12 protein-coding genes are annotated in these 14,052 nt (G+C 64.8%); 3 read left to right on the top strand and 9 right to left on the bottom strand.

Features of this window, described 5'->3' with window-relative positions:
- Positions 1-4: 4 nt before the first annotated feature.
- The 4 genes from YU3_RS0127545 to YU3_RS0127530 are packed head-to-tail and all read right to left on the bottom strand — an operon-like array spanning position 5 to position 3,842.
- Positions 5-1,168 carry an acyl-CoA dehydrogenase gene (locus YU3_RS0127545; protein WP_027169240.1) on the bottom strand — a complete coding sequence of 388 codons (1,164 nt, stop codon included), beginning with the start codon at positions 1,166-1,168 and terminating at the stop codon, positions 5-7.
- A gap of 4 nt (positions 1,169-1,172) precedes the next feature.
- Entirely contained in the window at positions 1,173-2,282 is a 1,110-nt protein-coding gene (locus YU3_RS0127540; protein ID WP_027169239.1) for a carnitine 3-dehydrogenase, read from the bottom strand.
- Positions 2,283-2,284: 2 nt separating this feature from the next.
- Complete coding sequence (locus tag YU3_RS0127535; RefSeq protein WP_027169238.1) at positions 2,285-2,908, bottom strand: HD domain-containing protein; 624 nt, start codon at positions 2,906-2,908, stop codon at positions 2,285-2,287.
- A 16-nt stretch (positions 2,909-2,924) separates the two neighbouring features.
- A complete protein-coding gene (locus YU3_RS0127530) occupies positions 2,925-3,842 on the bottom strand; it encodes a 3-keto-5-aminohexanoate cleavage protein (RefSeq protein ID WP_027169237.1) in 918 nt (305 codons plus the stop codon).
- Between the two features lie 135 nt (positions 3,843-3,977).
- Between YU3_RS0127530 and YU3_RS0127525 the strand changes: the two genes are divergently transcribed.
- Complete coding sequence (locus tag YU3_RS0127525; protein WP_027169236.1) at positions 3,978-4,958, top strand: GlxA family transcriptional regulator; 981 nt, start codon at positions 3,978-3,980, stop codon at positions 4,956-4,958.
- Here the strand turns inward: YU3_RS0127525 and YU3_RS0127520 are convergent.
- From YU3_RS0127520 to xylA, 3 genes are all read right to left on the bottom strand, one after another.
- Positions 4,939-5,712 carry a TIGR01458 family HAD-type hydrolase gene (locus YU3_RS0127520; protein ID WP_027169235.1) on the bottom strand — a complete coding sequence of 258 codons (774 nt, stop codon included), beginning with the start codon at positions 5,710-5,712 and terminating at the stop codon, positions 4,939-4,941. The two genes, YU3_RS0127525 and YU3_RS0127520, sit on opposite strands and share 20 nt — an antisense overlap.
- Positions 5,713-5,790: 78 nt before the next feature.
- On the bottom strand, positions 5,791-5,994 hold the full coding sequence (locus tag YU3_RS0127515; protein ID WP_027169234.1) for a hypothetical protein: 204 nt from the start codon (positions 5,992-5,994) through the stop codon (positions 5,791-5,793).
- Positions 5,995-6,178: 184 nt separating this feature from the next.
- Positions 6,179-7,504: a xylose isomerase gene (xylA, locus tag YU3_RS0127510; RefSeq protein ID WP_027169233.1), complete on the bottom strand. Its 1,326-nt coding sequence runs from the start codon at positions 7,502-7,504 to the stop codon at positions 6,179-6,181.
- A gap of 113 nt (positions 7,505-7,617) precedes the next feature.
- Between xylA and YU3_RS0127505 the strand changes: the two genes are divergently transcribed.
- Positions 7,618-7,980 carry a nuclear transport factor 2 family protein gene (locus tag YU3_RS0127505; RefSeq protein ID WP_027169232.1) on the top strand — a complete coding sequence of 121 codons (363 nt, stop codon included), beginning with the start codon at positions 7,618-7,620 and terminating at the stop codon, positions 7,978-7,980.
- A 197-nt stretch (positions 7,981-8,177) separates the two neighbouring features.
- Here the strand turns inward: YU3_RS0127505 and xylB are convergent, their stop codons facing one another.
- Positions 8,178-9,632 carry a xylulokinase gene (gene xylB, locus YU3_RS0127500; RefSeq protein ID WP_027169231.1) on the bottom strand — a complete coding sequence of 485 codons (1,455 nt, stop codon included), beginning with the start codon at positions 9,630-9,632 and terminating at the stop codon, positions 8,178-8,180.
- Positions 9,633-9,713: 81 nt separating this feature from the next.
- Complete coding sequence (locus YU3_RS0127495) at positions 9,714-11,039, bottom strand: tetratricopeptide repeat protein (RefSeq protein WP_027169230.1); 1,326 nt, start codon at positions 11,037-11,039, stop codon at positions 9,714-9,716.
- A 323-nt stretch (positions 11,040-11,362) separates the two neighbouring features.
- On the opposite strand from YU3_RS0127495, the gene YU3_RS0127490 reads away from it, so the two are divergent.
- On the top strand, positions 11,363-13,993 hold the full coding sequence (locus YU3_RS0127490; protein ID WP_245273679.1) for an autotransporter outer membrane beta-barrel domain-containing protein: 2,631 nt from the start codon (positions 11,363-11,365) through the stop codon (positions 13,991-13,993).
- The last annotated feature ends 59 nt before the right edge of the window (positions 13,994-14,052 follow it).

Genomic DNA, 14,052 nt, shown 5'->3' with positions numbered 1-14,052 from the left:
TGCTCTAAGCGCCGAACGGGCGCAGCAGCGCCCGCGAAATAATATGTCGCTGAATCTCCGAAGTGCCTTCCCAGATGCGCTCGACGCGCGCGTCGCGCCAGATGCGCTCCAGCGGCAGGTCGTCCATCAGCCCCATGCCGCCATGGATCTGGATCGCTTCGTCGGCGACGAAAGCCAGCATTTCGGTGGCCTTCAGCTTGGCCATCGCCATGTCCTGGTCGGTGACGGTGCCCTGATCGTACTTCCAGCCGGCCTCGAACACCATCAGGTCGGCGGCCTTCAGTTCCGTCGCCATGTCGGCAAGCTTGAAGGATACGCCCTGGAACTTGCCGATCTGCTGGCCGAACTGCTGGCGCTGCGCGGCATATTCGATGGCATGCGACAGCGCGCGCTCGGCGCGGCCGAGACAGGTGGCGCCGACCTGCAGGCGCGTGGCGCCGAGCCAGGAATTGGCAACGTCGAAACCCTTGTGCACCTCGCCCAGAACCTGGGAGGCCGGCAATCGGCAATCGTCGAATTCCAGGATCGAATTGGTGTAGCCGCGATGCGAGACGTTGCGGTAGCCGTCGCGCACCGAAAAACCCTTGGTGCCCTTGTCGACGAAGAAGGCGGTGATCTTCTTGCGCTTGCCGCGCGGCGAATCCTCTTCGCCCGACGCCATGAACACGATGGCGAAGTCGGCGATGTCGGCATGGGAGATAAAATGCTTGGTGCCGTTGAGCACCCAGTCCGAACCGTCCTGCACGGCGGTCGCTTTCATGCCGCGCAGGTCGGAGCCGGCGCCCGGCTCGGTCATCGCCAGGCAGTCCGACTTCTCGCCGCGGATGCAGGGGAAGAGGTATTTCTCGCGCTGCTCCGGTGTGCCGGCAAGCAGGATGTTGGACGGACGCGCCACGCAGGTCCAGTGCAGCGCGTAATTGGCGCGGCCAAGCTCCTTCTCGTAGAGCAGCCAGCTGACGGTATCGAGGCCCGCGCCGCCGACATCGGCCGGCATGTTGGCGGCATAGAGCCCGGCGTCGATGGCTTTCGCCTTCAATTCGTCGATGAGCTCGCGGCGCAGCACGCCGGTGCGCTCCACCTCGCGCTCATGCGGGTAGAGCTCGTTCTCGACGAAGGCGCGCGTCGTCTCGACGATGAGTTTTTGTTCTTCCGAAAGACCGAAATGCATCGCCTCAGCCCTTCTTCTTGCTCTTTTTTGCCTTATCGGCCCTAGCGGGTTTTTCAGCCTTTGCCGGCTTGGCGGCCTTCGCCTTCTCGGCGGCCTTGGAGACTGGCTTCTTGGCCGCCAGCTTGGCAAGCTGCCTGGTGTAGTCCTTGTGCAGCGCGCCGGCGCCCCAGCCCTTGCCCTTGTTCTGCTTCGACAGCGCTTCCATGATCGCGACCAGATTGTCGTCGCGGATCTTCTCCAGCTCGCGGATCGACAGGCCGTGCGCTTGCTCGTCCGACTGCGTGGCGATCAGGTCGACCAGCTCGTCGTTGAATTCCGGCACGTCCATCAGCTTGGTCCATGGCCATTTCAGGCAAGGCCCGAACTGCGCCATGAAGTGGCGCATGCCGGCCTCGCCGCCGGCGACGCGATAGACCTGGAACATGCCCATCTGCGCCCAGCGCAGGCCGAAGGAATAGCGCATGATGTCGTCGAGTTCCTCGACGGTGCAGATGCCGTCCTTGACCAACCACAGCGCCTCGCGCCAGGCGGCTTCGAGCAGGCGGTCGCCGACGAAGGCCTCGATCTCCTTGCGCACCACCACCGGCTTCATGCCGATCGAGGCGTAGAGCTCCTTGGCGACCTCGATCGCCTCGGGGAAAGTCTGCTGGCCGCCGACGATCTCGACCAGCGGCAGGAGATAGACCGGGTTGAACGGATGGCCGACGACCAGCCGCTCCGGGTGCTTCTTCATCGCCACCTGCATGTCGGTCGGCTTGATGCCGGAGGTCGACGAGCCGACGATGGCGTTGGCCGGCGCATGCTGGTCGATCTCGGCCAGCACCTTGTGCTTGAGGTCGAGCCGCTCCGGCACGCTCTCCTGGATGAAATCGGCATCGGCAACCGCCTCGGCGATGGTCCTGGCGAAGGTGAGCTTGCCTTCCTTGGGCAGGCCGCCGGGCAGCATCTGCTTATAGGCGCGGCGCGCGCCCTTCATCACCTCGCCGACTTTACGCGACGCCTCGGGATCGGGATCGAAGATCGAGACGTCGATGCCGTTCAAGAGCAGTCGGGCCACCCAGCCGGCGCCGATGACACCGCCGCCGATGGCGGCCGCCTTGTTGATGATGCTCATGGTCAGGCTCCGGTTCTTGTCTTGGCTGTTTTGGGGTCGGTAAGCGCGACACGCTCGCCGGCGCGGATCACCGCCGGGTCGCAGGCCCTGCGCGCGAAGACTTCGAGCACGAAGGGCCGGAAGAACTCGACCGGCAGCGTCTCGTAGCCGGGATCGAAGCTCGACTGGTCCCAGCGCTCGCAGAACTGGTCGCAATCGTCGAAATAGAGGTGGCCAGCGAAGCGGTCGCGGGCATGCCGGTTGCCGCCGAGATGATGCGCGTAATAGAGGCGCTGGAAATCGCCATGCTTTTCCACGACCCAGGTGCATTGCTCGCGCACGAAAGGTTTCAGGATCGAAGCGGCATATTCGTCATGGTTGTAGGGCGCGTAGATGTCCCCGATGTCATGCAGCAGCGCGGAGACAATCCAGTCGGTATCGGCGCCATCTTGCCAGGCGCGCGTCGCGGCCTGCAGCGAATGGCCGAGCCGGGTGATCTTGTAGCCGGAAAGACCCTCGTCGAGTTGCACGAGCGCATCGAGCAGCCGGTCGCCGGTCTTGGCGGCATAGTCGATCTCGTGAGCGGTCAGGAACTCGTAATCCGCCCGGTCGCCATCCTTCATCGCGGTGAATTTGACGGTAGCCATTTCCGACTCCCTCAAATCATGCCGCGAGCGGCGCCCGTTTGATCAGGTTGAGCTTCTGGCGCACTTCCTCCGGCCCAAGCACCCGCGCACCGAGATTGGTGACGATGCTCGCGGCGCGCTCAACCAGCTGCGCGTTGGTGGCCAGCACGCCCTTGTCGAGCCACAGATTGTCCTCCAGGCCGACGCGGACATTGCCGCCGGCAAGCACTGCCGCCGCGGCATAGGCCATTTGGTTGCGGCCGATCGAGAAGGCCGACCAGGTCCATGTCGAGGGCACGTTGTTGACCATCGCCATGAAGGTGTTGAGGTCGTCCGGCGCGCCCCACGGCACGCCCATGCAGAGCTGCACCAGCGCGTCGGGGTTCAGCACCTTCTCCTCGACCAGTTGCTTGGCGAACCACAGATGCCCGGTGTCGAAGGCCTCGATCTCGGGCTTGACGCCCAGCGCCGTCATCATGCCGCCCATGGCGCGCAGCATGCCGGGCGTGTTGGTCATCACATAGTCGGCCTCGGCGAAGTTCATCGTGCCGCAATCCAGCGTGCAGATTTCCGGCAGGCACTGGCGCACATGTTCCATGCGGTTGGTGGCGCCGCCCATGTCGGTGCCCTTCTCGTTGAGCGGCAGCGGCGCTTCCGGCGAGCCGAACACCATGTCGCCGCCCATGCCGGCGGTCAGATTGAGCACCACGTCGACATTCGCCTCGCGGATGCGCTCGGTCACTTCGCGGTAGAGATGCACGTCGCGCCTGGGCTTGCCGGTCTCGGGATCGCGCACATGGCAGTGGACGATCGCGGCGCCCGCTTTGGCCGCGTCGATCGCCGAATCGGCGATCTGCTTGGGCGAGCGCGGCACATGCAGGCTGCGATCCTGCGTGCCGCCGGAGCCGGTCACGGCACAGGTAATGAAAACCTCACGGTTCATCGCGAGCGGCATCGTCGTTCCTCCCAATTCGATCAGCCATCCATGTCGAGCAAAAAGCCGGAACCGGCTTTGCTATGACGACACGCGCCGAAGCTGGCCAACAATGCCCGACTTGCCGGAAACTGTTTTGCGTTTTACGAAGTCCGCATGATTAAAAGCGAAAAGCCGACTATCTTTCGTTCCGAGCGCGAGACGCTCAGGGTGACGTTCCTGGTGTTTTCGGGTTCGTCCATCATGTGCGTCGCCTCGGCGGTCGATCCGTTGCGTGCCGCCAACCGCATCTCCGGCGAGACCCTGTTTGATTTCAAGCTGGTCTCGGTCACCGGAGAGGCGCCGGTCACCACTTGCGGCCTGCCGGTTGCCGTCAGCGGCCGCTTCGACGCCGCCGAGCCGACCGATATGCTGGTCGTCGTTGCCGGCTTCGGCACGCAGAACTATGCCACGTCGGCACTACTTGCCGGCCTGCGGCGCGCAGCACGTGCGGCTCGTGCCTGCGGTGGGATCGAGGCCGGCACCTGGCTGGTGGCGCGGGCTGGCCTGCTCGAAGGCCGCAGCGCCACCACGCATTGGGAGGACATGGAGGATTTCTCCGCCGCTTTTCCCGGCGTCGACGTGCGGCCGGACCGCTATGTCATCGACGGACCTGTGTTCACCTCCGGCGGCGCCTCGCCGACCTTCGACCTGATGCTGCATCTGGTCCGCACCCGGCTCGGCATGGCGGCGGCGCTCGATGTGGCGAGCGTTTTCATCTACGACCAGGCGCGCGCCGCGACCGACGCGCAGCCGCTGGTCTCGCTCGGCCGGCTCGACGGCTACGATCCGCGCCTGGCGCAGGCGATCCGGCTGATGGAAGCGCATGTCGATCAGCCGCTCACCATCGACGCGGTGGCCAAGCGCGCCGGCGTCACGGCAAGAACGCTGGAAAGCATTTTTCGCAAATCGATTGGCGAGACGCCCGGCGCCTACTATCTGAGGCTGCGCCTCAGCGCCGCCCGGCGCCTGGTGGTCGATACCCGCATCGCCATGGCCGACATTGCCGGGCGAACCGGCTTTTCATCGGCTGCGGCATTTTCCAGGGCGTTTTCCAGGGCTTTCGGCGAAGCGCCGGTCAGGCTGCGGCGTGGCTGATTATCCAGTCCGTCGCGGCGGCGAGGTCGTCGACAAGCGCCGTGGGCGCCGGATCGAAGCGCGTTTCATCGCCAGGGCGGTACTTGCCCGTCCGCACGAGCAGCGCCGCGCCAAGTCCGGCGCTGAGCGCGCCGGCGACGTCGCTTTCCGCGTCATCGCCGACCATGACCGCGTCGGCTGCCGGGCAGTTCAAATCGGCAAGCGCCGAACGAAAGAAATTCGGCGACGGCTTGCCGAGCACGACAGGGCTACGCCCGCTGGCGAATTCCAGCGCCGCAACGAAAGCGCCGGTGTCGAGGCTGAGCAGGCCGTCGGCATCCTTGAAGGTGCGGTTGATGGCCAAAGCCAGGAAATCGGCGCCCGCAATCAGCTCGCGGAAGGCGCGGTTGAGGCTGGCATGGTTGAAAGCTTCGCCGGCATCGCCGACGACGACAGCGCGCCCGCTCCCGCCCTCCAGCCCGGAAAACTCGACCTCGAGGTCGGGATGGACGAGCAGATGTGGCTGGCGGCCATGCCTGCGCAACCAGTCGACCGCGGCGCGCGCCGGCGTCAGCAATTCCTCGTCCGCTACCTTGATGCCCATCCCGGCAAGCTGCGCGATGATCGCCCTGCGGGTCGAGCGTGTCGTGTTGCTGACGAAACGGAGCGGCAAGCCGGCCTGTCGCAGCCGTTCGACCGCAGCCGCTGCGCCTGCGATCTGGGTGTCGCCGTCGTAGACGACACCCAGAAGATCCAGGAGCACCGCGCGTATCATCGATGCAGGATGGAGAAACGGTCTTCGTTCGTCAAATCAAGGAAGAATCAGTCGCGGAAGAATTAAGTCGCCGAAGAATCAGGCAGCGTCCCGGCCTTCGCCGACGATGCGCGAGCGCATGCTCCTGGCCAGCGCCGTTTCGAGACGCGCGGCGACCGCACGATCCCATTCATTAGTCTTGGGGCCGCCATCCTTCGGATGCGGCAGCGCCATCAGCCGATCGATGATCGATCCGGCCTCGCTTGGGGAGAGCAGGGCGTCGATTTCACGTTCGTGCTGCATACGTTTCGCCTCCTTCTTTCCTTCCCGCCACATGTCCACACTATAGGAAGTCCGTGACGGCTGTTTGAAGGCAAGAGCTGGGCGATTGATGGGCAGCGCGGGGCAAAACCTTGTCGTCCGGTTTCACCCCGCGCGGAAAGCAATTTCAGGCTCGGCAGCTCCCGATTGGGCGCCGCAGGAGGCCTCAGACGTAGCGGTTGACGATGTTCTCGAGCAGTTCCTGCCGGCCGGAGCGCGGCTGCGGCTCGATCTTCTCCTTCACCACGCGTTCGGCGATCTCCTCCAGCGTGCGCTTGCCCGAAAGCATCGCCTTGCCTTCGGCGCTGTTCCAGCCGGCATAGCGCTCGGCGAGCGGGCCGGACAGCGCCTTGTCCTCGACCATCTTCGCCGCCGCCTTGAGGCCGCGCGCGCAGGCATCCATGCCGCCGACATGGCCGATCAAGAGGTCTTCTGGATCGAGTGACTGGCGCCGCAGCTTGGCGTCGAAATTGGTGCCGCCGGTCTCGAAGCCGCCGGCCTGCAGGACCTGATAATAGGCCAGCGCCATTTCCGGCACGTTGTTCGGGAACTGGTCGGTGTCCCAGCCCGACTGGTAGTCGTTGCGGTTCATGTCGATGGAACCGAAGATGCCCAGCGCATTGGCCAAAGCCAGCTCATGCTCGAAGGAATGGCCGGCAAGGATCGCATGGCCCTGCTCGATGTTGAGCTTGACTTCCTTCTCCAGGCCGAAGCGTTTCAGGAAGCCGTAGACGGTCGCGACATCGTAATCATACTGGTGCTTGGTCGGCTCCTGCGGCTTCGGCTCGATCAGGATCGTGCCTTTGAAGCCTATTTTGTGCTTGTAATCGACGACGAGGTTGAGGAAGCGGCCGGCCTGCTCCTGCTCGCGGGCAAGGTCGGTGTTGAGCAGCGTCTCATAGCCCTCGCGCCCGCCCCACAGCACATAGTTTTCGCCCTTCAGCCGTTTGGTGACGTCGATGCAGCTCTTCACGGTCGCTGCCGCATAGGCAAAGACATCCGGATCGGGATTGGTGGCGGCGCCCGACATGAAGCGGCGATTGGAGAACATGTTCGCCGTGCCCCAGAGCAGCTTGACGCCGGTCTCTTTCATCTTGGCCGCGAAATAGTCGGCGATCTCGTCGAGCCGTGCGGCGCTTTCGGAAAAATCCTTGCCCTCCGGGCGGACATCGGCGTCGTGGAAGCAGAAATAGGGCGCCCCGAGCAGCGAGAACATCTCGAAGGCGACGTCGGCCTTGAGCTTGGCCAGTTCCATCGTGTCGATGCCGCCGGCCTTGGGGAACCAGGGGCGGTCGAAGGTCTGGCCGCCGAACGGGTCGCCGCCGGGCCAGGCGAAGGAATGCCAGTAGGCGACGGCGAAGCGTAGATGGTCTTCCAGCCGCTTGCCGGCGACGACCTCGTCCGGATTGTAGAACCGGTAGGCCAGCGGATTGGTCGAATCCGGTCCTTCATATTTGATCTTCTTGATGTCGCCGAAAAATCCGCTGCTCATGGTTTCCTTCCTCTCCGAAATGGTTTCGCCCGATTACCTCAGGCGTAATTGGTTTCACTCTTTTGCGGGGCGAAAAGGCTCATGTCGAAACGATCCAACGAAGGATGAAGACCATGACCGACCTCAACACGATCGCCCGCAACTACATCACCGCCTGGAACGAGAGCGATGCGACCCGCCGCAAGGCGCTGCTCGAAGCGGCCTTCACCAGCGATGTCAGCTATCGCGACCCGGTCATGCAGGGCGATGGCCATGACGGCATCGCCGCGCTGATCGACGGCGTGCAGCAGCGCTTTGCCGGCTTCCGCTTCTCGCTGAAGGGTGAGCCCGACGGTTTCGCCGACCATATCCGCTTCTCGTGGAATCTCGGACCGGAAGGCACGGAGTCCGTCATCGAAGGCACCGACATCGGCGTCATCGAGAACGGCCGCCTGAAGAGCGTCACCGGCTTCCTCGACAAGGTGCCGGCGCAGTGAGGTCAATTTCGTAGGGGCGGTGCGAGGCACCCCCCTCTGGCCTGCCGGCCATCTCCCCCGCAAGGAGGGAGATTGGCTGTCACGGAGACCTTCGCCAACTACCAACGTCGAAAGAAATGCGGCAACGCTGAAGCTGCTGATCTCCCCCCTTGCGGGGGAGATGGCCGGCAGGCCAGAGAGGGGCGCCTCGCGCCTGCTCACGCGGTTGCGCCCCTGATCGCCGGATAAAGCGCACGATAGCGCTGATAGGCGTCGGCGAAGGCGCCGCCGAGGCCGGCGTCCGGCTCGATCGTGGCATCGGTGTCCGGCGCCGTGCAGACGGCAAGCGGATCGGCGCCGGTCGCGGCGATCAGGCCGAGCCGCGCCGCGCCGAAGGCGGCGCCGAAATCGCCGTCGGCGGGGATATCGACCGGAACCTGCAGCGCGGTGGCGATCGCCTTCAGCCAATAGCGTGAACGCGAGCCGCCGCCGATCGCGGTCACTCGGGTCAGCGTCGTGCCGGCCTTCTTCAACGCTTCGAGACTATCGCGGAAGGCGAAGGCGACGCCCTCGAGCACGGCCTGTGTAAGCACGACCCGGCCCGATTCATGCGCCAGCCCGGTGAAGGAGCCGCGGATGGCGGAATCATTGTGCGGCGTGCGCTCGCCCGAGAGATAGGGCAGGAAGGTGGCGCCCGTCGGCGCCTTCAGCGTATCGCCGAGCTCGCCGGTCAGGTCGCCGGCGCTCCTTCCGGTGATTTCCGACAGCCAGTTGAGCGAATCGGTGGCCGACAGGATCACGCCCATCTGGTGCCAGGTGTCGGGCAGCGCATGGCAGAATGTGTGGACGGCGCTTTCCGGGTTGGGCAGGTAGGATGCGTTCGCCGCAAACAGCACGCCGGACGTGCCGAGCGACACGAAGGCGTGGCCAGCGCCGACCGTGCCCATGCCGCAGGCGGAGGCCGCATTGTCGCCGGCGCCGCCAGCAACCGGAATGCCTGCCGCGATACCCCATTTCGATGCGAGCTCGCCGCGCAAGGCGCCGGCCTTGGCCGTGCCTTCGGTAAGCACCGGCATGTGCTTCTCGTCGAGCGATGTCGCCGCCAGCAATTCGGGCGCCCAGCGACGCTTGCCGACATCGAGCCAGGAGGTGCCGGCAGAATCCGACATTTCCGAAATATGCTCGCCGGTCAGCCAGAGCCGCAGATAATCCTTCGGCAAAAGCACCTTGGCGACGGCGGCAAAGATCTTGGCTTCGTGTTCCTTCACCCAGGCGAGCTTCGGCGCGGTGAAGCCCGGGAAAACGATATTGCCCGTGAGCTTGCGGAAGCGCGGATCGGCATCGAGCGCCGCCGCCTCGACATGGCTGCGCGTGTCGTTCCACAGGATGCAAGGGCGCAGAACCTTGTCCGAGGCATCGAGCAGGGTGGCGCCATGCATCTGGCCGGAAAGGCCGATGCCCCTGACCGCCGCAAGCTCCCTCGGGTGCGAAGCCTTGAGCTCGGAAATCGCCGTCTCGCAGGCCTCTATCCAATGCGCCGGATCCTGCTCGGACCACCCGGGATGCGGCCGCGAGACGTCGAGCGAACCATTGCCGGAGCCGATGACCTTTTGGTCGTCATCGATCAGCAGCGCCTTGACGCCTGAGGTGCCCAGGTCGAGGCCGAGAAACATGATTTCCTCCCATTGCCATTAATTTTTTCGGATCTCGAAAAAATCTGGCTCGCCAGTTTTTAAGACAAGATCCGCTTCGGGTCAATTCTCAGACAAATTGGATGCGCGACGCGAGAACAGCGCCGATAGCGGACTGTCGGGCCGGGCCATCTGCCGTTCGGCGGCCAACGCCCGCGCCAGCGCCGTATCGCCGGCGCGCAACGCCGCCTCGATCAGCGTCAGGTCGATCACGTCGCGCTGCGCGTGGCTGCCGCCGAAGCGATGCGCGATCGAGCGGATCGGCCGGATGAGGCGCACCGCCTCGCCGTAGTTGCTCTCGCCGAAGGCCTTGATCGCAAGCGTCAGCGGGTGGCCGACATCGCGCGTGAAGGCGGCGTTGTCGTCATCACCGCGCATGGCTTCACGCTGCGCCTCGATCAGCGTTCTCGCCGGCGCCTCCAGCCCGGCGCCTACAAAGGCCATCATCGCATGCGCATCGTTGAAGGCATAATTGCCGTCGGCGGCCTTCGGGATCCAGTTGGCGGCAAGTGCCGCCCAGCGGTCGCCGACATCGACGCCACCGAGATTGAGGCGCCACAGGATCGCGGAGGCGTCGACCATGTTGAGGGCCAATGTCGAGCGCGACCCATAGATAGGCTCGTCATAGAACTCGAGCACCTCGCCGTTTTCGCCGAGATCGTAATGGAACAGCGCCAGATGCCACCAATTGTGGACCTGCAGGAAACTCTCCTTCGTCCATGCGTCCGGGTTGGCGCGCATCCAGGCAATGCCGTCTCTTTGCCGGCTTTGCATTTCCATGACATGCGCGACCGCGTGCTGCGCCCAGCCGTCGCGCGGTTCGATCTCGATGGCTTGCCGGCCAAAGGATTCGGCGCGCGCATAATCGCCCATTTCCTCCAGCCCGAAGGCCTGCATGCCAAGAATGGCGTGGTAGCCCGGCATGTCCTTGTGCCAGGCGGGCAGCGCCCGGCCGATGCGGTCGCGCAGCATGCGCGCATTGCCGGTAAAGAAATCGATCTGATGCCCGGCCTGCAGCGCCAGCGCATCGCGCGGATTGTCGATCGCGATATCCTCGAGGATGCGGGCGGCCTCATGCCATCGCCCCGTGGCGAGATGGCCAAGTGCGGCGACATGCGCCTCTTCGCGCGGGGTGGCGGCAAGCGGCAGCGCCGCCTGATGGCTTGACCGGGCAATCGCCGTTGCCTCCCGCTCGGTGGCGAGGCCGAACAGATAGCCCTTGAAGACATGCGCCATGACGAAGGCCGGGTCATCGGCAATGGCTCGGTCGATCGATCCGACCGGATCGCCGATGAAGCATTGCAGCTCACGGGTGGCGCGGACGTAGGACGAGAATCCGGCTTCGGTCGCCCCGGAATAGGTGAGGCCAAACGCATCCTTCAGCGCCATTGGATGTCCCTCGATGATCGCAATTCGGCCATTCCGGGCCCGATCCTAAAGCATCGGCGCCGGGCGCGCCAACGGCTGCCTGGATCAATCAATACTCGGGGCTATCCGGCAGGCACCGCAGTTTATCAACCATACGGTGCAGAATAGGCTTTGAAAAACGAAACGAATTATGACTTTATTGCGGCAGGGGTGGACGGGCTTAAATCGCGATTTGCGAGGACGCGATGAAGCACTCTGAAAACTACCTTCCGAGACTGGCCTCGGAAGGTATAGTTATATCAGCAACTCCTGATCGACATAGAAGAGGTTTGGATCATCCTTGGGTGATCGGCCTTTTCGCCTCGACCGCACTCACATTTCTGCCTGGCGCGCCAGCCTTCGCGGCATGCATATTTGCCCCTACGGCCGGCAACGACACCTTTGTTTGCGACAGTGGCGATTCGGGCGGCAGCCTTACCGATACCGGAGGCGACAATACGCTGACCTTCCCGGCCGGCGGCACCGGCCAGATCAGCGGCAACGTCACTTTCGGTGCCGGCGTCGACCGTGTCGACATGCAGTCCGGCACGGTCACGGGCAATGTCCAGCAGGGTGCGGGCATCGACGATTTCAACATGAGCGGCGGCCTGATCGGCTCGCTCAACCAGGGCGATGGGCTCGACACATTCACCATGAGCGGCGGCCGCATCGTCGATTTCTTCGACGACGGCGACCGTGCCGTGATGACCGGCGGCCGCATTGGCCGCGTCAACATGAAGCTCGACAAGAACTTCTTCAACATGTCCGGCGGCACCATCGACCGTAATCTCGTCACCGGCTTCGACCAGGACACGATCATCCTCTCCGGCGGCATCATCGGCGGCAACATCAGCGTCAGCGGCGGCGCCGATAGTGTCACGATCACCGGCGGCACCGTCGGCGGCGACGTGCTGATGAGCGTTGGGTCCGATAGCTTCGTCTGGGACGGCGGCGGCATCATCTATGGCAGCGTCGATCTTGGCGCCGACAACGACACTGCCAAGCTCAGCAACCTCACCAAGGCCAATCTCGGCGGCGCCGACGCGTTGAATGGCGGTCTCGGCACCGATACGCTGACATTCGACAATGTCGACTTGGATGGCATTGCCAGAGTCCAGAATTGGGAAACCATCAACGCCACCAACGACACCGAGTTGACGCTGGACGGCAACCTCTTGCTCGGCGACAGCGGCACGGGCACCGGCTCGCTCAATGTCGACCAGGCAAGCACGCTTTACGGCGGCGGTTTCAACGCGTCGATCCAGGCCTTCACGTCCGGCCAACTGGCCAATGTGATCAATGCCGGCCGCATCGACCTGACCAATGGCGGCACCGGTGCCACTGACCGGTTGACCATCAACGGCAACTACACCGGGCTCGGCGGCCTGCTGCTGATCCAGACCGAGCTTGGCGACGATTCCTCCGCTTCCGATCGGCTCGTCTTGTCGGGCGGCGCGGCCTCCGGCTCGACCGGCATCGCGGTGATCAATGCCGGCGGCGCCGGTGCCGAGACAACGGCCGACGGCATCATGGTCGTCCAGGCGATCAACGGCGCCACGTCCGGCGCCAGCGCCTTTGCGCTCGACGCGCCGGTCGCCGCCGGCGCCTTCGAATATTACCTCTTCAAGGGTGGCGTCAGCGCCGGCAGCGCGGAGAACTGGTATCTGCGTTCGACGCTGATAACGCCGACATCGCCTGCGGCGGCCCCGCCGGAAGCCGAGCCTTCGCCGGCACTGGAGCCTGTGCCTCCCGAAACCGAGCCGCCGCCGCCGCCGTCCGATTTGCCGCCGGTGCCGGTGCCGACCGAGGGCGACATCAACAACCCGCCGGTCGATCCGACGCCGCCGGTGCAAGCCGGCGATGACGCCCCCGAAGCGCCGCCCGCACCGGTGGAAGCGCCTCCCGCCGACCCGCCGCCACCGCCGCCACCGGTGCCGACCGCCGTGCCGGACCTGCCGACGCCGGCGCCTGGCCAGCAGATCCTGCTCTACCGCGTCGAGGTGCCGGTCTATTCGGCCGTGCCGCCGGTGGCCGACCACCTGACGATGGCGACGCTCGGCACCTTCCATGAACGGCGCGGCGAGCAGAGCCTGTTGTCGTCGGACACCGATTTGCAGCCCGTCTGGGGCCGCATCTTCGGCCAGGACGCCAAGATGGACTGGTCGGGAACAGTCTCGCCATCCTTTGACGGCACGTTGTTCGGCCTCCAGGCCGGCTTCGATCTTGTCGGCCGCGAGACCGCCTCGGGCTCGGTCGACCGCGCCGGCCTGTTCCTTGCCTATGGCAGCATGAATGGCGACGTGCGCGGCCAGGCGCTGGGACAGGATGGCCTCGCCGTCGGCAGCCTCGACGTCACCGGCACCAGCGTCGGCGGCTACTGGACCCGCATCGGCAAGGCCGGCTGGTACCTGGACGGCGTGCTGATGGCGACGTTCTTCGGCGGCTCGGCCACGTCGTCGCGGGATATCGGCATCGATGTCGGCGGAACCGGGGTCACCGCTTCGCTTGAAGGCGGCTATCCGGTCGCGCTCGCCCAGGGTTGGACGTTGGAGCCACAGGCGCAACTGGTCTGGCAGCATCTGTCGCTTGACGATGCCAAGGACCGGTTCTCCTCGGTGTCGTTCGATTCCGACGACAATATCACCGGCAGGATCGGACTGAGGCTGCAAGGCGAGACGCTGCTCAATGGCATGGCGTTGCAGCCATATCTCAAAGCCAACCTCTGGCACGATTTCGGCGGCACCGACCGCGTCGATTTCGAAGGCACCGACATCTCGACCGAGAGCAGGTCCACCTCCTTCGAATTCGGCGGCGGCGTGGTCGCCAAGGTGACGGACAAGGTGAGAGTCTTCGCCACCGGCGACTACACGACCAACCTCGGTGGCGACAAACGCCGCGTGCTGGAAGGCAATCTGGGTCTCAGTGTCAAATGGTGATCGTCCTTCTCCCCGTCCACGGGGAGAAGGTGGCGGCAGCCGGATGAGGGGCAGCGCAA

The sequence above is a fragment of the Mesorhizobium sp. WSM3224 genome (assembly GCF_000427725.1).
GTDB lineage: Bacteria > Pseudomonadota > Alphaproteobacteria > Rhizobiales > Rhizobiaceae > Mesorhizobium.
The sequence above is the reverse complement of the archived record's forward strand: the minus strand, read 5'-3'. Positions and strand labels throughout refer to the sequence as shown.